The 20857-nt window shown below is 67.8% G+C and carries 23 protein-coding genes; 11 read left to right on the forward strand and 12 right to left on the reverse strand.

Features of this window, described 5'->3' with window-relative positions:
* Window positions 1–3: 3 nt before the first annotated feature.
* The 5 genes from JI752_RS00160 to JI752_RS19475 are packed head-to-tail and all read right to left on the reverse strand — an operon-like array spanning window position 4 to window position 6536.
* On the reverse strand, window positions 4–1560 hold the full coding sequence (locus tag JI752_RS00160) for a phage tail sheath family protein (RefSeq protein ID WP_216957827.1): 1557 nt from the start codon (window positions 1558–1560) through the stop codon (window positions 4–6).
* 24 nt (window positions 1561–1584) lie between these two features.
* A complete protein-coding gene (locus JI752_RS00165; protein ID WP_216957829.1) occupies window positions 1585–2769 on the reverse strand; it encodes a hypothetical protein in 1185 nt (394 codons plus the stop codon).
* Window positions 2770–2788: 19 nt separating this feature from the next.
* Complete coding sequence (locus JI752_RS00170) at window positions 2789–3478, reverse strand: hypothetical protein (RefSeq protein ID WP_216957831.1); 690 nt, start codon at window positions 3476–3478, stop codon at window positions 2789–2791.
* A 2-nt stretch (window positions 3479–3480) separates the two neighbouring features.
* A complete protein-coding gene (locus JI752_RS00175) occupies window positions 3481–4065 on the reverse strand; it encodes a DUF4255 domain-containing protein (protein WP_216957833.1) in 585 nt (194 codons plus the stop codon).
* Complete coding sequence (locus JI752_RS19475) at window positions 4062–6536, reverse strand: ATP-binding protein (protein WP_216957834.1); 2475 nt, start codon at window positions 6534–6536, stop codon at window positions 4062–4064. Before JI752_RS19475 ends, JI752_RS00175 begins: the two co-directional genes overlap by 4 nt.
* A 580-nt stretch (window positions 6537–7116) precedes the next feature.
* On the opposite strand from JI752_RS19475, the gene JI752_RS00185 reads away from it, so the two are divergent.
* From JI752_RS00185 to JI752_RS00200, 4 genes are all read left to right on the forward strand, one after another.
* Window positions 7117–7440 carry a YkgJ family cysteine cluster protein gene (locus JI752_RS00185; RefSeq protein WP_216957836.1) on the forward strand — a complete coding sequence of 108 codons (324 nt, stop codon included), beginning with the start codon at window positions 7117–7119 and terminating at the stop codon, window positions 7438–7440.
* 14 nt (window positions 7441–7454) lie between these two features.
* Entirely contained in the window at window positions 7455–7700 is a 246-nt protein-coding gene (locus JI752_RS00190; RefSeq protein ID WP_216961898.1) for a hypothetical protein, read from the forward strand.
* Between the two features lie 62 nt (window positions 7701–7762).
* A complete protein-coding gene (locus tag JI752_RS00195) occupies window positions 7763–7912 on the forward strand; it encodes a hypothetical protein (protein ID WP_216957838.1) in 150 nt (49 codons plus the stop codon).
* Between the two features lie 84 nt (window positions 7913–7996).
* A complete protein-coding gene (locus JI752_RS00200) occupies window positions 7997–8266 on the forward strand; it encodes a hypothetical protein (protein ID WP_216957839.1) in 270 nt (89 codons plus the stop codon).
* Here the strand turns inward: JI752_RS00200 and JI752_RS00205 are convergent.
* On the reverse strand, window positions 8263–9012 hold the full coding sequence (locus tag JI752_RS00205) for an SDR family oxidoreductase (RefSeq protein WP_216957841.1): 750 nt from the start codon (window positions 9010–9012) through the stop codon (window positions 8263–8265). The two genes, JI752_RS00200 and JI752_RS00205, sit on opposite strands and share 4 nt — an antisense overlap.
* 95 nt (window positions 9013–9107) lie before the next feature.
* Here JI752_RS00205 and JI752_RS00210 point away from each other — a divergent pair, with 95 nt between their 5' ends.
* Window positions 9108–10016, forward strand: a complete 909-nt coding sequence (locus JI752_RS00210; protein WP_216957843.1) for an AraC family transcriptional regulator — start codon at window positions 9108–9110, stop codon at window positions 10014–10016.
* Window positions 10017–10046: 30 nt separating this feature from the next.
* Here JI752_RS00210 and JI752_RS00215 read toward each other — a convergent pair whose 3' ends face one another.
* Window positions 10047–10898, reverse strand: a complete 852-nt coding sequence (locus tag JI752_RS00215) for an MBL fold metallo-hydrolase (protein ID WP_216957846.1) — start codon at window positions 10896–10898, stop codon at window positions 10047–10049.
* Window positions 10895–11686: an MBL fold metallo-hydrolase gene (locus JI752_RS00220; protein ID WP_216957848.1), complete on the reverse strand. Its 792-nt coding sequence runs from the start codon at window positions 11684–11686 to the stop codon at window positions 10895–10897. Before JI752_RS00220 ends, JI752_RS00215 begins: the two co-directional genes overlap by 4 nt.
* Window positions 11687–11849: 163 nt before the next feature.
* Between JI752_RS00220 and gcvA the strand changes: the two genes are divergently transcribed.
* On the forward strand, window positions 11850–12773 hold the full coding sequence (gene gcvA, locus JI752_RS00225; RefSeq protein WP_216957850.1) for a transcriptional regulator GcvA: 924 nt from the start codon (window positions 11850–11852) through the stop codon (window positions 12771–12773).
* Between the two features lie 112 nt (window positions 12774–12885).
* Window positions 12886–13989, forward strand: a complete 1104-nt coding sequence (locus tag JI752_RS00230; protein WP_216957851.1) for an alkene reductase — start codon at window positions 12886–12888, stop codon at window positions 13987–13989.
* A gap of 44 nt (window positions 13990–14033) precedes the next feature.
* Here JI752_RS00230 and JI752_RS00235 read toward each other — a convergent pair whose 3' ends face one another.
* The 4 genes from JI752_RS00235 to JI752_RS00250 form a co-directional block, all read right to left on the reverse strand.
* A complete protein-coding gene (locus JI752_RS00235; protein WP_216957853.1) occupies window positions 14034–14942 on the reverse strand; it encodes a LysR substrate-binding domain-containing protein in 909 nt (302 codons plus the stop codon).
* 83 nt (window positions 14943–15025) lie between these two features.
* On the reverse strand, window positions 15026–15559 hold the full coding sequence (locus JI752_RS00240; protein ID WP_216957855.1) for a thioredoxin domain-containing protein: 534 nt from the start codon (window positions 15557–15559) through the stop codon (window positions 15026–15028).
* Window positions 15556–16059, reverse strand: coding sequence for a redoxin domain-containing protein (locus JI752_RS00245; RefSeq protein WP_216957857.1), 504 nt, complete (start codon window positions 16057–16059; stop codon window positions 15556–15558). The genes JI752_RS00240 and JI752_RS00245 overlap by 4 nt, the downstream gene beginning before the upstream one ends.
* Window positions 16060–16081: 22 nt before the next feature.
* A complete protein-coding gene (locus JI752_RS00250; protein ID WP_216957859.1) occupies window positions 16082–16597 on the reverse strand; it encodes a DNA starvation/stationary phase protection protein in 516 nt (171 codons plus the stop codon).
* Between the two features lie 242 nt (window positions 16598–16839).
* Between JI752_RS00250 and JI752_RS00255 the strand changes: the two genes are divergently transcribed.
* From JI752_RS00255 to JI752_RS00270, 4 genes are all read left to right on the forward strand, one after another.
* Window positions 16840–18789 carry an ATP-binding protein gene (locus JI752_RS00255; RefSeq protein ID WP_216957861.1) on the forward strand — a complete coding sequence of 650 codons (1950 nt, stop codon included), beginning with the start codon at window positions 16840–16842 and terminating at the stop codon, window positions 18787–18789.
* On the forward strand, window positions 18786–19424 hold the full coding sequence (locus tag JI752_RS00260; protein ID WP_216957863.1) for a response regulator transcription factor: 639 nt from the start codon (window positions 18786–18788) through the stop codon (window positions 19422–19424). Before JI752_RS00255 ends, JI752_RS00260 begins: the two co-directional genes overlap by 4 nt.
* 111 nt (window positions 19425–19535) lie before the next feature.
* Window positions 19536–19913 carry a response regulator gene (locus JI752_RS00265; protein ID WP_216957865.1) on the forward strand — a complete coding sequence of 126 codons (378 nt, stop codon included), beginning with the start codon at window positions 19536–19538 and terminating at the stop codon, window positions 19911–19913.
* Between the two features lie 104 nt (window positions 19914–20017).
* Window positions 20018–20848 carry an alpha/beta hydrolase gene (locus JI752_RS00270; RefSeq protein ID WP_216957868.1) on the forward strand — a complete coding sequence of 277 codons (831 nt, stop codon included), beginning with the start codon at window positions 20018–20020 and terminating at the stop codon, window positions 20846–20848.
* The last annotated feature ends 9 nt before the right edge of the window (window positions 20849–20857 follow it).

Raw genomic sequence — 20857 nt, forward strand, 5'->3', positions numbered from 1 at the left:
CTCCTAGCGCTGGGGCTCGGCGGTGTTCTGGAAGATCCGGAACACGACGAATTCCGCCGGACGCACCGGCGCGATTCCGATTTCGCAGATCAGCCGTCCGTTGAGGATGTCGTCCTGCGTCATCGTGGTGCGGTCGCAGGTGATGAAGAACGCCTCTTCCTCGGTGCGTCCGAACAGCGCCCCCAGCCGCCACTGCGTGCGCAGGAACAGGCGGATCGTGTCGATCACGCGCGCCCACAGCTTGTCGTCGTTCGGCTCGAACACGACCCATTGCGTGCCCTCGTAGATCGAGCGCTCCAGGAAGATGAAGAGCCGGCGCACGCTGACGTACTTCCACAGCGCGTCGGAACTGAGCGTGCGTGCGCCCCAGACACGGATGCCGCGTCCGGGGAACTGGCGGATCGCGTTGATGCCGCGCGGGTTCATCTGGTCCTGCGTGCTGTCGTCGGTTTCGGCGGACAGTTGCAGCGCACCGCGCAGGATCTCGTTCGCCGGTGCCTTGAACACGCCGCGCTCGCTGTCGGTGCGCGCGTACACGCCCAGCGTGTGGCCGCCGGGCGGCACCAGCGTGCGCGCGCCGGACTGCGGATCGGAGATGTAGATCCACGGGTAGTACAACGCCGCGTACTTGGAATCGGCCACCGCGTTGCGAGGCTCGAACGTGGTCGGCGTGGTGGTCTTCTGGCAGTCCACCACGGCGAAGCGGTACTTGAGGTTCTCGCAGTGCGTGATCAGCTTTTTGGCGATGTCGAAATCCACGCCTGGTGCGTAGACCAGCGAGACGTCGCGGTAAGGGTCCAGTTCCAGTGCCGCCAGGCCCTGGGGGTCCGGGCGCTGCGGCAGCGCGACCCTGCCTTCGTAATCGGCCGGATCCGGCACGCCTCCGTCGGCGCCGTTGGCCGACAGCGCCAGCGCGGTGGCGGTCTTCTGCGGAATCGCGCCGACGGGTGCGTTGGTCGGCGGTATCAGTGTTGCCAGCGCGGAACTGTCGAGCAGGCGCTTCTCGTAGTAGTCCGGCGAAGCGCGGTTGCCGACGAGGTCGTCGAAGTTCTCCGAATACGAGGGGAACGGCGGCTTCGTCGGGTCCTTGAACCACTCGGTCGGGTCCTGCGTGGGCGCCGTGGCGTAGTACGCCAGCTGCAGGCGGAAGCCGACGGGAACGAGTGTGTTGCCCGGTCCGGGCCGCTTCGTCGAGCTGTCGCTCACGTAGGCGTACACGCGTTTGCCCCAGGCCCCCGCCCCCACCGCACGGACGAGGAAATTCTGCGGCAGCGCGACTTGCGCGGGCGTCGCGGTGTCGTCGGCGATGCGGCATACGAACAGGCGTTTTCCGCCGTTCTCGAAGAAGCCGTTCACCGCATACGGCAGGAACTTGTCGGTGGAGGTCACCCCGCCGAACCAGCGCTGGTAGTCCTTGTAGCTGGTCACCATGCGCGGCATGGTCGGGCCGCGCTCTGCTTCGCCGAGGAACGCCGCGGTGCTGGTCGGCACGCCCTCGATCGGTTTGGGACCGCGTTCGATTTCTTCGATGTAGACGCCGGGATGCAGGTACTCAGGCATGGCCGTTCTCCGGTGTTCGGGGCATCACGCGCCGGACTGTTTGGGGGTGTCGGATTCGCAGGGCGGTTGCGCCGGAGGGCAAGGCTTGGGCTCCTCCGGCTCTTCGGTGGGCGGTGTGCACGGGTCGTCCTTCCCGTTCTTCTTGCGGTACGGGCCGCAGTCGATGGGGCCGGAGAGTTCGGCCATGAAGGACGCTTCCAGGGCTTCGGTTTTCGACTTGATCTGGGCGGCCGTGCGTTCCAGGTCCTGCTTGGCGTTCTCCAGCAACGCATGCGCCTCGGCGAGCAGTTCTTTCGCCGGCAGGTAGCGTTCGGTCACCAGGCAGCACAGCAGGTCGGCGAGCCCGTTGGGATCGATGAGATACGGCAGCGGCGCGCGAAGTCGCTCGATCACGGTTCCGGCGCTGGTGTCGGGACCGCAGCACTCGTCCGGATCTTCGTTCCCGCAGGTGCAGATGTGGGCGTAAGGCTCGACCTTGGGTTTGGCCATGCCCTCCCCGCGCGGCCGTATCGCCCAGTGCGCCGGAATCAGCTTCACGAACAGCGTATAGATCGCCGCCGCCGGATCGGTGCTGAGCTGCGCGCGCGCACTGTCGAGCAGGGCCTGGTTGGCGGTGAGCACCTCGTCCAGCGTGGTGGCCGGATCCTCCCAGGCCGCCAGCACGGCCTTGATGCGGTCGTACACGGCCTGGCGATCGTCGCGGTTGCGCTCGTGCCAGCTGGCAAGTTCGCGCAGCGTGTCGACGCTGGTGGGGTAATTGCCGTAGCCGTTCAACCTGCGCTCGAGCGTGCGGATCTCGTACAGCAGCGGACACAGGCGACATTCGAGCAGGCATTCCCAGCAACTCACGCTGCACGCGACATCGCTGGCGAGCTTGCCGATGGCCGCATCCTGTTCATTCCAACGCTTGCTCAGGCCGGTGAACTTCTCGCGCGTGTAGCCCGCGCGCGCGGCGACCATCTTGTCCTGCAAGGCGCGCAGTTCGTCGGCGAAGTCCTTGGCCATCGCCGCCTTGTCGGCCAGCTGCGATTGCGCGGCGATCACACTGTCCAGGCAGGAACCGCCGTTGCCACCGGGCCCGGGTGGGCAACAGCACGGCACCGGGCAATCGATGGGATCGGGCAGCTTGGGCGGCTCACGCGTCGGGAATGGCGTGCACCTGGGCTCCGTCGGCTCGGCGGGCGGACACGGCTTGGTCGATTCGCTCATGGCGACGAACTCCTTGGCATCAGGACAGCTGGTCCCAGGCATGGATCGCGTTGCGCACCCGCCCCTGGGGGTGTGCGAATTCGACGAACTTCTCCACGACCGGCAGCACCGCCGGCGTGCGATTCGCGAACAGCCTGAGCTTGACGTGGCCACCGGCGTCCAACTGCGGGAGGTCGGCGGGGAGGAAAGGAACGAAGGCGGCGAACTCGCCGCGACTGTCGGTGAAGAAACGTTGCGCGGGCGGGTGCCACGTGGTGCCGTCGTCGTCCAGCCATTCCAGGCGGATCGATGCGCCGGGGACCGCGATGGGGGCCGTGCCCGGCAACGGAACGGTTTCGACGAGCGCGCCCAGGATCGCCGTCGTGCCCGGCGCGAACGCGTAGTTCGAGCGCGGCTGCAACGCAACGGTGTGCAGCGGCAACGACACGTCGGCCGGCGCGAGTTCCACTCCCGCGAACGGCAACACGCCCGGGTCGATGGCGATGCCGTCGAAACCGGTCAGGTTCGCGCCGCGCCAGACGAACAATCCGCCGTGGTTGAGCACCGGCCTGCTGCCCACGCCTTTCGCGGTGACCGTGATGCCCTGCGATATGCGCCGCAACGTCACGGCATCGAGCACCTCTACGGCCAACATGCCTTTGCGCGACCAGCCGTCCTCCTGCGTCCAGGGGCGCTCCAGCGGTTCGTACACGTCGAAGGGACGGGCCATGGCTAATCCACCGGAACCGTGGCGCGCATGCCGACATCGAGGCTGTCTTCGAGCACCACCTGCGCCTGTTCTGGCGGCTGCGCCGGATCGATCCACACCGGCGAAGCCAGATAGGCGACGGACGTCCGGTAGTTCGCCGTGGGGAACAACGCCCAGATGCGGCTGGTTTCCTCGGTGGTGAGTGGTTCGAGGGTTACCCGCACGACCTCCTGGTTTACCGGCGAACCGGTGATTTCAGGCACCGCTTGCAGCGCCTGCATCGCGAAGCCCAGCACGCGCAGCAGCGGTTCCTCGCTCATGCCGGGGCGCGTTCCGACGGTGAGCAGGTAATACAGATCCAGCGGCAGCGCATTCTCGTGGACGATCACGGCGGGCGGCGGCGTCTGCGCCGCCACGCGGTGTTCGCGGTTGCGAAGGCTGGCATTGGGCGCGATCCGGTAGAGGAACAGGATCAGCGATGCGCCGACGGCATCCTGATCGTCCAGCGGCCCGATGAAGACGGTGCCGGGATCGCCCGAGGCGACGACGGCCTGTTGCAGGCGCGCTCCCAGTGCCTGCGTGACGCGCAGGATGGCATCGGCGTTCATGCCACCCTCCGCACGTCCGGGTCTAGCTGCACGGGCGGCATGCCCAGCTTTGCGAACTCGGCGTTGGCCGCGCGCGCGATGTGCGGCAGGCCGATCTTCGTGCCGGCAGCGGCGGCGATGAACGCCGCGCGCAGCGTGATCTGGCGGATGTGGCCGCCGGTGAGGTCGATGCGCCGCCCCAGGTGCCGGAATGCCGCCTCATCCAGCGCATGCGATTGCGGAGGCAGGCAGCGCTGCCAGATGCGTTCGCGGGCCTCTGCATCGGGCCGCGGAAAGTCGATGATGAAACGCAGGCGCCGCAGGAACGCGGCGTCGAGGTTCTGGCGCAGGTTGGTCGTCAGGATCGCCAAACCCTCGTAGGCCTCCATGCGCTGAAGCAGGTAGGCGACTTCGATGTTCGCGTAGCGGTCGTGCGCGTCCTTCACCTCGCTGCGCTTGCCCAGCAGCGCATCGGCTTCGTCGATCAGCAGCGCGGAACCCGAGCGCTGCGCATCCTCGAAGACGCGGTCGATGTTCTTCTCCGTGTCGCCGATGTATTTGCTGACCACGCGCGAGAGATCGATGCGCAGGATCTGGATGCCGAGTTTGCGCGCCACCGCCAGCGCCGCCATCGTCTTGCCCGTGCCGCTGGGGCCGTGGAAGAGCGCGGTGACGCCACGGCCATACGGCAACTGCTCGCCGAACGCCCAGTCGCCCAGCACGCGCTCGGACAGCAGCACGTTGTCGACGATCTCCAGCAACTGCTCCTTGCGATCCTGCGGCAGCACCACGTCGTCGAGCGCGAAGATGGGATCGATGCGCTCGGTCATGCGCGACAGGCCTTCGGATGCGACCTGCTTGCAGGCGGCGAGAAACGCGTCCCGGCGCTGGGTCGGCGAAGAGCCGCCTGTCGAACGTGTCGCGGCCAGGCGCATCGCTTCGTCGATCCCGGAAATGGACAGTCCGAACTGGCGCATGGCGTGAGCGGCCTGTTCGTCATCGATCTGCGCGCCGGTGCGCTGCGCCGCTACACGCAACGCGGTGGCGCTGTCGGCGCCCGACAAGGGCGCTTCGATCATGCTGTTGAACGCCGCCGCGCCGAGAAGCCGGGCCAGTCGCGCGGCGTCGTTGCAGATCAGACCGGTGCGGCAACCGGTAGCGGCGATCGCGGCGAAGAGACGGCGCTGGGCGTCGTCCGCGTCGGAAAGCCCGTCGGCACTGCCGTGGTCGAGCACGAGCGGGTGATCGCCCAGCAGCGCGGCGCGACCGATCCGAATGCCGAGGTCCTCGATGTCACCGCTTTCCGGCGATGCGGCATAGGCGACATCCACGCGCATCAGCTGCGCGTGTTGCGCGCGCGCACCGAGCTCCAGCAGCGCCTTCCACCCGGCGGCATCGTCGCCCGGCAGCAGCAGCCATTGCGTTTGCGGCGCCGTCGCCAGTCGCCGCAGCAGGACGTCCGCGCGCGTGCGCAGCGACGGCGTGTCGATCAACTCCGCGCCCGGCCACGCCGCCAGGCGCAGCACGCGACGCAGGCGCGCGTCGCGCGACAGCGCGTCGTCGTCGCCGAGGATCCAGGCCACGATTGCGGGATCGAGCCGCAGTGGCTCGTCGGCGGGCGGAAGCCATCCGCTCGTTGCGTCGAACACGCGCCAACGGGCGAGATTGCCGGCCGCGTCCAGTTGCAGGCGGACCTCGACCGGATCGCCAAGCAGTTCCGCGCACAAACCCAGCGTGGCCACGCGGCGACTGAGATCATCCAGCAGCACGCCGATGCAGCGCTGGTAACGCGGATCCAGCTCGGGCGCCAGCGCGAGCAGTACCGTGCGGAGTTCCAGGCCCGTCAGTGACATCGTGGACGCGAGTGCGGCCAACGGCTCGTCGCGTTCGCCGGCGGCAGAAAGCGCGCGTTGCAACTGGGCATCGGCTTCGCGCAAGGCTTCGCTGGACTCCGACGCTTCGCGCTCGCCGCGCACGTCCAGTTGCTCGACGATGCGCGTGGGTGAAACGGTCAGACCCGGCAGGTCGCCAGGCGTCGTCGCAGTGGACGCAGCGGCGTGTCGGAGTAACGCGTGCAACCACGCCAGGCCCGCGCGGAACAGTGGCCCGGCGGCCGGCATCACCGCATCGTCGTCCATCCGCGCCATGTTGCGTGCCGGCGCACGCGGTTCGGCCAGCACGCGGATCTGATCGAGCAGGTTCTGCAACCCGATATCGTTGAAGGCCGTGCGCACGCGGTTGCCGAACGGCGCATTGACGCGGATGACCACCAGCCCCGCGCGATCGTCCAGTGCGCGCTCCGCGATTTCGGTGTCGGCGTCCGGCCCGACCAGCACCAGCACGGCCGGCGGATCGCGCGGGATCGCGGCCAGCAATGCCTCGATCTCCGCCTCGCCTACCGCCCGCCCCCCGACCAGCGACATGTCGACGCAACCGGCGACCGCGGCCGCAATGCCTTCGGCCTCGATATCCGGCGACGTTTCGGCAACCACGACATGAATTCGCGCCACTGGGCCGACTCGCTGGGGAATCCGGCCTTCGTTCTCCCATGCACCCCATCCACGGGCAATGCGCCATCTGGGACCACCGATGGTCTATCGGGACAGCAGTCCCCCGATGGCTCCCGGGGGCCATCGCGTGAGGATCCCGCGATGGATCCTCGCTGGATCGGAGGATCGGGCGCCGTTGGATGCGTGGTGGTTCCCGCCAGGTCGATATGACCGTGATGATTCAGGAACGCGTCGGCGGCCCCCGCGAGAGCGGCCCGGGATGCTCGGATCATGAACACGGTGCGATGCTCGAGGCATTGGAGCCGAGCATCGAAGGTTCGGATGCAGGCGCAGTCAAGTATGAGTAGCGCAAATACTGTAGGATGCCTGACAAGGCATAAGCTCCTCAGCGCGACCGCCTGTTCACGCGCTTCGCTCGGACCTCAAAGCGTCCGCCCGCATCGCTCCCTCTCACGCGTGACCCTCTCCTGCGTTCTGCGGAGAGGCGCCTCAAGGGAGCCCCGATGCCAGGCCATTCCACCCGCAAACCAAGCCGCGATACACACGCGCGCTTCGGGAACCGATGAACTCACAAAGCCGCCACGCGCGAGATGCGGCCCGATGCAGCCAATGCGATGCCGTCTGCTGTCGCCTCACGGTCGTGCTGCAGCCCGAGGATCGCATTCCATCCCATCTGACCACGCGCACCACCGGGGACCTGCTCGTCATGGCACATGACGAGGATGGCTGGTGCGTGGCCCTGGATGGCGCCCGCATGAACTGCGGCATCTACGAGACGCGCCCTTCGGTGTGCCGTCGATTCGTCATGGGCGGCCCTTACTGCATTGCGGTCCGCAGCGAGTACGCGGCGGAACGCTCGCGTGCCATCGATCTACACCTGCAATGAGAGGAACTGTTCCCATGTCCACCACTCGCCAGCGCGGTTATGGCCCGCTGTACACCTCGGGCTTCCAGACGTCGTACGACAAGGGAGGCACCCGGGAACGCTTGGCGGCCGACATGGAAGAGTTCGACAAGGCGGGCGGCCTGATCGAAGTACTCGGCGTCACGCCATTGCGACGCAAGCCCGCCAAGCCGGACGGAGCGAGCAAGGATGCGCCTCCCGTGCCGCCCACGATCGCCGCCGCGAAACTTCCCAAATCCTGAGACCACGCGTTCGCCCGACTCGCGACGCGTGACGACCTTTCACCCCATGGAGACATCCCGACTTGGCAAAGCCCAACTATGCATTCGAGAAGCGCCAGCGCGAGATCGCGAAGAAGAAGGAAAAGGACGCCAAGCAGTCCAAGAAGCGAGCGACGCGTGAGGACACACGACCCGACCCTGCCTCCGCAGCGGAACCCGAGAAAGGCCGTTGACGATTCCACCCAGGCTGCGCGCGCCCACGGGCGCGCCTGCCACGAAAGCCAAGCGCGATTAGCCATGCAACCCCAGGAATGCTGATGAAGCCCATGATCGCGATTTTCCGATTCACCATCAGCAACGGGCAGAGCATCGGCCCGGAGCGCCTGCAGCAGGTCTGGGCGCAGGCCTGCCGCACGCCGGACGTCAGCGTGGGACGCAAAGTCGGCCTGCGCAGCGGGGACCGACCGACCTATTCGCTCTACGGACGACAGAACCTGGCGAACCTGGTGGAGATCGAGCAACGTCTTCGCGCGTTGTTCGAGGAACTGCACATCCGCGTCGCGCTGGTCAGCGTGGATCGCCTCTAGGCGACACGCCGCGCCGCCAGCGCCACGGCATCCGCACCGGCCGGATAGTGGAGCCTGCCCGTGGTGTCGTTCGCCGCGCGCCATGCCGCTTCGGCCACGTCCTGCTCGCGCGTCACCGCCTGCACCGTCGAAAGCGCGTCGAAGAATCGCTGCGCGAACGGTGCATAGGCCTCGGTAATCAATCCACGCATGCGCGCTTCGCCGTTCGCCGCGAAGTGCGTCGTGGGCGCGTAGCCCGGTTCGACCAGCTTCACGGCGATGTCGAACGTCGCCAGTTCATGCGCGAGTGATGCGGTGAAGCCTTCGATCGCGGTCTTGCTCGCGGTGTAGGCCGCGACCAGCGGCATCGGTGCCAGCGTCGCGCTGGAGGTCACGTTGACGATCACGCCTGCGCCGCGCGCGCGGAACTGCGGGATCACCGCCTGCGTCATCGCCATGGTGCCGAAGGTGTTGGTGTCGAAGATCTCCCGCACCGTCGCCATCGGCGTGGCTTCGAACGCACCGAACAAGCCCAGGCCGGCGTTGTTGATCAGCACGTCGATCGGGCCGCTTCGCTCCAGCGCCGCCGCGATGCTGTCGGGCCGCGTCACGTCGAGCGGCAGCACGAGCATGCGTGCATCATCGGGCAACAGGTCGGCGTGCGGCGTGCGCATCGTCGCCACGACACGCCAGCCCTGCGCATGGAAGTGGCGCGCGGTCTCCAGGCCATAGCCGGAGGAACAGCCGGTGATGAGGACGGTTTTCATGGGACTCCAGGACGGGGTGGGTGCGGACACGTTAGGCCGGCCTTCCCGTACGATCCATGCTGGATAGTCTGGATTTGTTTTGAGATAGTCCGGCCATGCACGATCCCCTGTCCGACGTCGTCCGACTGCTCCGCCCGCGCGCGGTGTTCGCCAAGGGCATCAGCGGCGCCGGGCGCTGGTCGGTCCGCTATTCGCAGTTCGGCGACCCCAGCTTCTGCGTGGTGCTGGAGGGCCGCTGCACGCTGGCGGTCGACGGCGAGGCGGTAATCGCACTGGAAGCCGGCGACTTCGTACTGCTGCCGGCGACGCCGGGCTTCACCCTCTCCGCGCAAGAAGGCGTGCTGCTGCCCACGCTCCTCGACCCCAGGCAGATCCCCTCCTCCACCGACGACGTACGCCACGGCCGCCAGGACGGACCCGCGGATGTGCGCCTGTTCGGCGGCTGGTTCCAGTTCGACGCGGATGCCCCGGCGATGCTCGAATCCCTGCTGCCCGGCGTCGTGCACGTGCGCGGCGTGCCGCGTCTTTCGCTGCTGGTGGGACTGGTGGGCGAAGAAGTGCGAAACGATCAACCCGGACGCGAGGTCGTGCTGTCGCACCTGGTGGGAATGCTGCTGGTGGAGGCGCTGCGCGAGACCGCGCGCGGCTCCCGTTCGAGCGGATTGCTGCGTGGCCTCGCCGATGCGCGGCTCACGGCGGCCCTGCGCTCCATCCACGAACGGCCCGCGCATTCGTGGACCATCGCGAAGCTCGCCGATACCGCGGCCTTGTCGCGCTCGGCGTTCTTCGACCGCTTCAGCCGCACGCTCGGTGTGGCGCCCATGGAGTACGTCCTGGCGTGGCGAATGGCGCTGGCGCGGGATCTGCTGCGTCATCACGACGCAAGCGTCGCCGACGTCGCCGAACGCGTGGGCTACAACAGCACGAGCACCTTCAGCACGGCGTTCCGCCGCCATGTGGGGGCCTCGCCGATGCAGTACGCGCGTGCAGCGCGGTCGGATTGACCGCAAATCGGCACGACGACGCGGCTTCGCTCATCCGGCTGCCTGCGCATCCCAATCCATCCACTCGCCCGGCGCGATGGGATGGATCGCCACGGATTTCGCGCGCGCCGCCTGGTGCAGGCGGCCGAGCGGATCATCGACCTCCACATACTCCTGCATCCCCGATATGCCGTAGTGGATGGGCACCAGTCGGCGCGCGCTCAGGATCTCCGCGGCCGCCACCGCCTGCTCCGGCGTGAGCACGCCCGGCTGACCGCTGACCGGCTTGCGCCAGCCGAAGCGCGCTCCGTTGATCGGCAGGAAGGCCGCATCGAACGGCCCGAACTGGCGGCCGATCCGCCACCAATGCCCGTGCCATAACGTGTCGCCGCCGTGGAAGATCCTGCGACCGCCGGCCGACACCACCCAGGACACCTGCGGATCACCGTAACCGTCCGAGGCAGGCACGGCGGTGGCGGTGAAATCGCCGATCAACTGCGGCTCCCACAGCGCGCTCGGTCGCGCGCGCGCACCTTGCGGGATCGGCAAGGGCAGCGTTGCGTTCGGGTACGCCAGCGTGCCGCCGTTTCGAAGAGCGTCGGCCGCGGCTTTCGCGTCGAAGTGGTCGGGGTGCGCGTGCGTGATCAGCACGCTGGTATCGCCGATCGCATCGCCAACGGGCACGAGCGGATCCTTGAGCGCGCTTCCCCACGCGTCCGGATTGACCAGCGGGTCGATGAACATCGTCGCCTGCGGCAATTGCAGGCGGATGCCGGCCCAGGCCAGTCGCCTGATGCGCAAGCCGCTCGCGGTGTCCGCCGGCGCGAAGGCGCGTCCCGGAAGTGCGACGGCGGCCGTCAGCGCGGCGCACACCGACAGGAATCTCCTGCGCCGCAGGTTCATGCGCGATCTCCCACGGCCGCAAGCGCCGTGTCCAGCGCGAAGGTCGACTGGGCGAGGATCACCTCCAGATTGCGCTGATGCCATTCCCGTTCGAACGCGACGGGTTCGACGCCCGCCGCCACGCAGTCTTCGATGCGGATCGCGCCGATGCGCGCCTCCAGTTCCTGCACGGGAGCCTGCGAGCGGATGCGCACCACCGTCTCGCGCAGGCGGTCGAGGTAGTGGATCGCATGGTCGAGCACCACTGCCGGAAACCGCCCGATGTGCCCGCCGATGACCGTGCTTCTGCCGAACTGCCGCATCCGGCCGATGGCAGCGCGCATCAACGCGGGATCGGCCCGGGAGAGATAGACGATGTTGCCGACGATGTTGTCGCCTGCGCACACGAGGTCGGCGGTGGGGACGTCGACGCTGATGTGGTCCATCGTCTTGCCGGGGTTGTACAGCAGGCGCAGTTCGTTGCGCCCCCAGCGAATGGCCATCGCGTCGCCGAAGATCACCTTCGGCTCGCGATAGAGCGCATCGGCCGGCCGGTTCTGCGAAAGGAAGGCGTGGCGGTGATGCCGGTGCGCCAGCGTCATCGCATCGGGAAACTGCGTCAGGCCCGCCATGTGGTCGCTCATGTAATGCGTCGCGACGATCACGCGCACGGTCTTGCCCATCTGCAGGCACAGCACGTCGTGCAGCCAACGGGCGTCGGCCTGGCTGCCGAGCGAGTCGACCAGCAGCACGTCGTCGCCATCGATGAAGGCGGTGGCGACGGACTCGTGTTCGTCGCCGACGAACATGAGGACTTGGGAACCCAGATCTTCCACTCTCACGATGCACGCCCTTGGCTTCGACGGCGTCATCGTGGTTCACGCTCCAAAGCCCGACAAACGAGATGTTTTGCGCCTCGCATTAGAAAAGCTAAGCTGGCATGACGACCACGCCCGCCCCTGCGACACCCCCGTGAAGCCCCGCCGCCCTGCCCCGCTCAACGCCTTGCGCGCCTTCGAGGCCGCCGCACGCAGCCTCAGTTTCCAGGCCGCTGCCGCGCAGTTGTTCGTGACGCCGGCGGCGGTCAGCCATCAGGTGAAACACCTGGAGGACTACCTGGGCGTGAAGCTCTTCCAGCGCGGCCATCGCGCCGTGCAGCTGACACCCGACGGCGAAGCGCTGTCCGCGTCGCTGGGCGAGGTGTTCGGACTGCTCGACCTCGCGCTGGACCGCGCGACCGCACCGGCCGTGGCCAGCCTGCGCGTCAGCACGATGGAATCCTTCGCCGCGAAATGGCTGGCACCGCGCCTGCATCGATTTCATCGGCTATGCCCCGACGTCAGGCTGCGCATCGAGACCGGCAATGCACTTGTCGACGTGGCCCACGGTGGCGCGGACGTCGCCATCCGCTACGGTTCCGGCGGGTATGCGGGCGTGGACGCGCAGCGGCTGATGGAAGCGCCCGTGTTCCCCATCTGCGCGCCTTCGCTGACGAAGCTTGCGACGCCCGACGACCTGCGGCACCACACGTTGCTTCACGACGAAAGCGCGGCCGGCCGTCCGGGCGTGCCCGACTGGTCGGCGTGGCTGGCAGCGGCGGGCGCGAAGCACGTGGACGCCGGCCGTGGTCCGGTGTTTCCCAGCATCTACCTGGCGCAGGAAGCCGCCGCCGCAGGGCACGGCGTCGCATTGGGCATCGCGCCGCTGGTGGAAGAAGACCTGCACAACGGCCGGCTCGTGAAGCCGTTCGAGCTGGTCCTGGACAACGCTTATGCGTTCTGGATCGTGCGTCGCCAGGGCGCGCATTCGCTGCCGGCGGTGGACGCGTTCTGCCAGTGGTTGTGCGCGGAAGCCGCGCAGGATGCGATGCGCGTGCCTTCGCCCGCGGGTGCGTGAACATCGCCTCTCCAGTCATGCCGCTTGCATATATCTGGAATCCAGTAAATAAATTGGATCAATGCCAGCGCGGCGCTCATGCTTCGGTCACCCCACCAAGGAACCGACTGCAATGTCCGCCGAGCTTCTCTTCTCCCCGACCCGCATTGGCGCGATCGAAGTCAGCAACCGCATCGCGATGGCCCCGCTCACGCGGTCCCGCGCAGGCATGGACGGCGTGCACACACCGCTCGCCGTGGAGTACTACCGCCAGCGCGCCTCGGCGGGCCTGATCATCACCGAGGCGACCAACATCTCCCGCCAGGGTCGCGGCTATGCCTACACCCCGGGCATCTACACCGATGCGCAGCGTGATGCATGGGCCCGCGTCACCGACGCCGTCCATGCCGAAGGCGGCAAGATCGTCATGCAGCTGTGGCACGTGGGCCGCATGTCGCACGTGAGCATGCAGGAGAACGGCATCGCGCCGGTCGCGCCCTCCGCGATCCAGGCGGGCGGCAATGTGTTCACGGAGAATGGATTCGAAGTCCCGTCGATGCCGCGTGCGCTCACGCTGGACGAGATCGCGGCCGTCATCGAGGACTATCGCACCGCCGCGTTGCGGGCCCGCGAGGCGGGATTCGATGGCGTGGAAGTCCACGCCGCCAATGGTTACCTGCTCGAACAGTTCCTGCGCGACAGCACCAACGTGCGCGAGGACCGTTATGGCGGTTCCATCGAGAACCGCGCGCGCCTGCCCATCGAAGTGGTGGAAGCGGTCGCGGGCGTCTGGGGCGCCGACCGCGTGGGGCTGCGACTGTCCCCGCTCTCCACGGCCGTGGGCAACACGCCGCTGGACAGCACGCCGGTGGAAACGCACGGTTATCTCGCCCGCCAACTCGGTCATCTGGGCCTGGCCTACCTGCACGGTGTCGAGGGCCAGCTGCATGATGGAAACGGCGCGGACGCATTCGACTTCCAGGCACTGCGCGCGGCCTTCGGCGGCACCTACATCGCCAACAACGGTTACGACCGGCAGTCGGCCATCGATGCGATGAGCGCCGGACGCGCCGACATGATCGCCTTCGGCAAGCCGTTCATCGGCAACCCGGACCTGGTCGCCAAGCTGCGCGCGAATGCGCCGCTGTTCGAAGCCCCCGCTTCGGCGTTCTTCGGTGGCGGCGCGGAAGGCTATACGGTCTTCAGCGGTACACCTGACCTTGCCAGCGCGGCCTGACGCACGGTCCGTCCCTCTCCCGCACGGGAGAGGGACACGGCGACTCAGCGCCTGCGCTGCAGCTCGCGCACCACGTCGCCAACGAGCGAACGCAACCACTGATGCGCGGGGTCGTGCCGGTATCGCACGTGCCACGCCATCTCCACCGGAAACGTCCCCAGGTCCACGGGCGCCGGCAACACCTTCAGGCGCGGATCGCCCGCGAGGCGACGGCAGATCAGGTTCGGCAGCGTCGCGCAGTAATCCGTCACCGCGATCAGCTCCGGGATCGCGAGGAAGTGCGTGACCGAGACGGCCACTTCGCGCCGCACGCCCTGCCGCTCGAGCATCTGGAACAGGCCCGCGCGCAACCGTCCCGGAGGCAGCACGTTCACGTGCTTGAGCTGCTCGTACTGTTGCTTCGACAGACGCTTGTTGACCACCGGATGATCGGCGCGCACGACGCAGGCGAGGCCTTCGTCCATGAGGTGCTGCACCACCAGATTGTCGGGCGGATCGATCACGCGCCCCAGGACCAGCGCGGTTTCGCCGGAAATCACGCCGGTTTCCGCCAGGTCCGTGCCGTACGGCGTAAGACGCAGGCGAATGCCCGGCGCCTGTTCGCGCAGCCGCTCGACGAGCGCGGGCATCAGCACGAACTCGACGTAGCTGTTGGGCGCCAGCGTGATCAGGCGCTCGGCCTTGGCCGGATCGAACTGCTGCTGCCCCAGGATGAGTTCGTCCAGGCTCGCCAGCGCGGCGGCGATCGCCGGAGCGAACTCCACCGCCTTCTGCGTGGGCGCCATGCCATATCGCTCGCGGATGAAGAGCGGGTCCTGGAGCATGTCGCGAAGGCGCGACAGCGCATTGGACAGCGCAGGCTGCGTGATGCCCAACCGCTGCGCGGCACGCGTGACGCTGCGCTCGTCCATCAGCGCGAGGAAGACCGGCAGCAGGTTCAGGTCGTAGCGCATGCGGTCATGGTGTCAGCAAATGACTGCAAGTCCACTCATGGATTCCATGAATGGCGGTACGCGCCGACCGACGGAGCGGCAGGCTACTTCCCCGCCCCGCCCACCAGGCGACGCATCGTCGCCACCAGGGCCTCCGGGTCCGGCGATCCGTCGTAACGCTGGCCGTTGATGAAGAGCGTCGGCGTTCCGTTCACGCCACTGCGCACGCCGCCCATGAAATCGGCCTGGATCCTGCCGTCGAATCGCCCTTCGAACGCTTCGCGCAGGTCCACCGCGCGCAGACCCAGGCCGTCGCCGTACTCCATCAGGTCCGAAGGCCGCAGCGCGTCCTGGCGTTCGTACAGCAGATCGTGCGCTTCCCAGAACTTTCCGTCGGCCGCCGCCGCTTCGGCGAACTGCGCCGCACCCAGCGCATACGGATGCGATTGCGTGATCGGAAAGTTGCGGAACACGAAGCGCAGGTCATCGCCCATGGCACGCTGCACGGCCTGGATGACGGGGTACGCCTGGCCACAGTACGGGCACTGGTAATCGCCGTATTCCACCAGCGTCACCGGCGCGTCCGCGCGGCCTTGTGCATGATCGGAAGCGCCGACCGGAATCGTGAGACGGCTCATTGCACTGCCTCCCCGCCTTTGCCGGCGAGCTTGTCGAGCGCGTCGAGAATGCCGTCCGCGCCCGGATTGATGCCCAGCGCGGAGACATGACTCCAGCGCACCACGCCTTGCGCGTCGATCACGAACAGCGCCCGCTCCGACGTGCCGTCGGCTTCGCGATACACACCGTAACTGCGTGCGACCGCACCCTTGGGCTCGAAATCGGCCAGCAGCGGAAAGTGCAACTTGCGCTCCTGCGCGAACGCCGCGTGGCACCACACGCCATCCACCGAGATGCCCAGCAGCTGCGCACCGTAGCGCCGGAACTCCGGCAGGATCTCGTTGTACAGCGCCATCTGATCGCCGCAGACCGGACTCCAGTCCGCGGGATAGAACGCCAGGATCACCGGGCTGCCACGCAATTCCTCCAGCGAGACCTTCTGGTCCGGCGTCGAAGACAGCGTGAACGGCGTCGCGGGCGTGCCGGCTGGCAATGCCGTGGAAGCAGAGGTGGATTGCATGTGGATCTCCTCGCGGGGGAGTTCAGCGCGACGCGCGCGTGCTTTCGAACAGGAACCAGCTGCGACGCTCCGTCTCGTCGATCCAGGTTTCGATCAGGCTGGTCGAGGCGACGTCGTTGTAGCGATCGCACACGCCGTGCGCCGCGCGCAGGAAGCCGGCCAGGCGCCGGTTGTCGTCGGCCAGTTCGGCCAGCATGTCCTGCGGCGTGACGTAGTCGGCGTCGTTGTCGAGCAGGCGCTGCATGCGCTGCACGTGGCCGATCGAGCGCAGCGTGCTCCCGCCGACCTTGCGCGCGCGTTCGGCGATCGGATCGGTCATGGCGAAGATCTGGTCGGACTGCTCGTCCAGCAGCAGGTGGTAATCGCGGAAATGCGGGCCCGACATGTGCCAGTGGAAATTCTTCGTCTTCAGGTACAGCGCGAACGTGTCCGCGAGCAGGCCGGTAAGCGCGGCGGCGATGTCGCGCGAGGCCGCCGCACCGATGTCGGTGCGCGTGCGCAACGGCGCGTCCTGGCGGGACTGGAGGGGCAGATTCATGGACGGTCTCCTTGGGCTGCATCCGCGTGGGGGAGCGGGATGGCCGGGTGATTCCCGGCGATGGCCAGACTATCCACCGCGTCGCGGCGCCTGTATTGGATGATCGTTTCGTCCTCTCATACCTTGGTTTACCTGCGCGCGCGCCGGTGGCTGCGCGGTGTCGCCGGGTGCTAGTGTTCGGCCACGGCAGCGCATGGCCGCCGCCGCCCGGCGCAGCCGGGCCTGCTCGCGGAAGCCCCTTGATGTCCTCGACCCTGCGCCCCCACCGCCCTTCCGCGCTCTCGCGCGCCGGCCATCCGGTTCCGGCCGAACGCAGGCTGCGTCTGGTGCTGCGCCTGTCCGCGGCGGTGCTGATGCTGGCGATCTTCGCCCTGGATACGTTCACCACGCTCGAAGGCGCCGTCGCGGTGCTCTATGTCGTGGCGGTGCTGCTGGTCGCACGAACGTACCGGCGCGGCGACATCGTGATCGCGGCGGTCGGCACCGCGGCACTCACGCTGGTGGCCTACGTGGACATGCACGGCACCGCCCCGTTCGGCGCACAGACCGTGCGCGCGTTCGTCAGCCTGGCCGCGATCGGCATCGCCGCCGTGCTCGCACTGCAGAACCAGAGCGCGATGCGCACGCTGTCGGACCAAGCCATGCTGCTGGACCTTTCGCACGACATGATCTTCGTGCGCGATGTCTCCGGCCGCATCACGTCCTGGAACCGCACCGCGCAGGAAGTGTACGGCTGGCCTCCGGAGGATGCGGTGGGCCGTCGCGCCGACGAACTGTTGAAGACGCGCTATCCGGGTCCGCGCGAAGCGGTGGAGAGCGAACTTCTGGACACCGGTCGCTGGGAAGGCACCCTGGAGCAGACGACGCGTTCGGGCAGCACGCTCGTGCTCGACAGCCGCTGGGTGTTGCAGCGCGACCGCGCGGGTCGCCCTGTCGCGGTGATGGAAACCCACACCGACGTCACCGAACGCAAGGCCGCGTACGCCGCGCTCGTGCGCAGCGAGCGGCGCTATCGCCGCATGTTCGACGCCAGCCGCATCGGCGTGGTGGAACAGGACTGGAGCGCGGTGCGTGCGGAACTGGACGCGCTGGATCTACAGGACGCCGCCGCGATCGAAGCGCATGCAGCGGCGCACCCGCAGTTCATCCGCCAGGCGCGCCGCCTCGCGCGCATCCGGGACGTCAATCCCGCATTCGCCGCGATGCTCGGCGCCGTGGGCACGGCCTACCCGGCTTCCGTCGATGATCTGCTGGGCGAAAGCGACCGCACCTTTGGCGAAGCACTGGCCGCCTTCGCGCGCGGCGATGCCTTCCACGAAGGCGAATCCGAGATCATCGGTGCGGACGGGCGCCGCGTGCCGGTGCTCTTCGCGATCACCTTCCCTTCGCCCGAAGACGGCGACGCGAATGTGCTGGTCTTCGTCATCGACAACACGGAACGGCGGCAGGCGCAGGACGCCCTGTTCACCGCGCAGACCGAACTGGCCCACGCCGCGCGCGTATCGACCCTGGGCGAGCTGACGGCTTCCATCGCGCACGAAGTCAATCAGCCGCTGATGGCGGTGGTGACCAACGGCGAGGCCGGCATGCGCTGGCTGCGGCGCGAAACACCGGATCTTCCCGAAGTCGAAAGCGCGATCGCACGCATCATTTCCGAAGGTCGCCGCGCGGCGGAGATCGTCCATCGCATCCGCGCGTTCCTGGCGAAAGTCCCCGTGCAGCGGCAGCGCATGGAGGTCGCCTCCGTTGTCGAGGAGGCCGCGCGCCTGGTGCAGCACGAACTCGCCCGCGAGCGGGTGAAGCTGCGCGTGGACATCGCTGCGCACCTGCCCGCCGTCGACGGCGATCGCGTCCAGTTGCAGCAGGTCCTGGTGAACCTGATGGTGAACGCGGGACAGGCCATGGCATCGCAGCCGGCACCGCGAATGGTCACGCTCACGGCCGCGCCTGCGTCGGATGGTCAGGTCGCCATCCGCGTGCACGACACCGGGCCCGGCATCGCGGCGGAACATCTCGCACGCCTGTTCGATCCGTTCTTCACGACGCGGCCGCAGGGCATGGGCATGGGGCTTGCGATCAGCCGAACCATCGCCGAAGCTCACGGCGGCCGCCTCCATGTGGAAAGCGAACCCGGCCACGGCGCCGCGTTCACGCTGCTGCTGCCGACGGCACGGCCGGATGCAACGACATGACCAAGCAAACTCCGCCGCCGCCCGCCGTGCCGCTGGTTGTCGTCGTCGACGACGAGACCGCGGTGCGCGAGTCGCTGGACAGCCTGTTCCGGTCGATCGGCTATCGCACGCTGCTGTTCGCCTCGCCGGCGGAGCTGCTGCAGAGCACGCTGCCGGACGGCCCGGGCTGCATCATCCTCGACGTGCGCCTGCCCGGCATCAGCGGGCTGGACGTGCAGGACGAACTCGCGCGGCACGGCATCGCCCTGCCCATCGTCTTCATGACCGGGCACGGCGATATTCCCATGTCGGTGCGCGCGATGAAGGCCGGCGCGGTGGACTTCCTGCCCAAGCCCTTCCGCGATCAGGACATGCTCGACGCCGTGGCCGCGGCGATCGACCGCGATGCGCGACGACGGGCACACAGCGCGGCGCTGGACGGCGTGCGCGCGCGTTACGAAACGCTGACGCCGCGCGAGCGCGAGATCATGGCGCACGTCGCCACGGGACTGATGAACAAGCAGGTCGCCGGTCTGCTCGGGCTGAGCGAGATCACGGTGAAGATCCACCGCGGCAACGTAATGCGCAAGATGGGCGTGCGCACGCTGGCCGACCTGGTGCGCAATGCCGAGGCGCTGGGGATCTGCCAGCGCTGACCGGGCGCGGATGCAAACCTCCGTATGATTCCCGCGCCGCCCGCGGGGAGGCATAAAGGAGGCTGGCCGTCGAGCACGCATGTGCGCGCTTCTCGGACCGAAGGACTTCCGATGACCCGCGTCCCCACCATCGTGATCGTCGACGACGACGATGGCGTCCGAGTATCCCTGTCGAGCCTGGCGCGGTCGCTGGGGTACCAGGTGCGCGCGTATCCCTCGGCGCAGGCATTCCTGCGCGACACCGAAGCCGGCGATCCCGACTGCCTGGTCACCGACATACAGATGCCCGGCATGACGGGCGAGCAGCTGCGCGATGCCCTGCTCGCCGCCGGTCGGCGCTTTCCCGTGATCTTCATGACGGCCTTCCCCAACGAGTCCTCGCGTGAACGTGCGATGGCGAGCGGTGCGTGCGCCTACCTCGTCAAACCGGTGGACGGCGCGATGATCGCCCGCTGCCTCGCACGCGCGCTCGCCGCGCCGCGCGTATGACCCACACCATCGTATGAGGCATCGAACCGCACGTACGATGTTCCGCCCGCCTCCATCGGCCTAGTGTTTCTCCTGCACCACCCCACCCCACGGAGAACCAGGCAATGAGCACCATCACCACCAAAGACGGCGTCGAGATCTTCTACAAGGATTGGGGCCCGAAGACGGCCCAGCCCATCGTCTTCCACCACGGCTGGCCGCTGTCGAGCGACGACTGGGACACGCAGATGCTGTTCTTCCTCGCCCAGGGCTACCGCGTCATCGCGCACGACCGTCGCGGCCATGGCCGCTCCAGTCAGGTCAGCGAAGGTCACGACATGGACACCTACGTGGCCGATGCGGCGGCCGTGTTCGAAGCACTGGACCTTCGCGGTGCCGTGCACATCGGCCATTCCACCGGCGGCGGCGAAGTCGCGCGCTACGTCGCGCGTGCGCCGAAGGGACGCGTCGCCAAGGCGGTGTTGATCAGTGCCGTTCCGCCGCTGATGCTCAAGACGCCCGCCAATCCCGGCGGCTTGCCGATCGACCTCTTCGACAGCCTGCGCGCGGGGCTTGCGGCCAACCGCTCGCAGTTCTTCCGCGACTTCGCCTCCGGCCCGTTCTACGGCTTCAATCGACCGGGCGTGAAGGCGATCGAAGGCGTGATCGACAACTGGTGGCGCCAGGGCATGATCGGCAGCGCGAAGGCGCACTACGAGGGCATCAAGGCGTTCTCGGAAACCGACTTCACGCAGGACCTGAAGGCGATCGACGTGCCCACGCTGGTGCTGCACGGCGATGACGACCAGGTGGTTCCGGTGGACGATGCCGGCCCGCTGTCGGCCAAGCTGCTCAAGAACGCCACGCTGAAGCTATACCCGGGCTATCCGCACGGCATGTGCACCACGCACGCGGACGTCATCAACGCCGACCTGCTCGCCTTCATCCGCAGCTGAACACACGCG

Source organism: Lysobacter sp. MMG2, from assembly GCF_016735495.2.
In the GTDB taxonomy this organism is placed as follows: domain Bacteria; phylum Pseudomonadota; class Gammaproteobacteria; order Xanthomonadales; family Xanthomonadaceae; genus Lysobacter_J.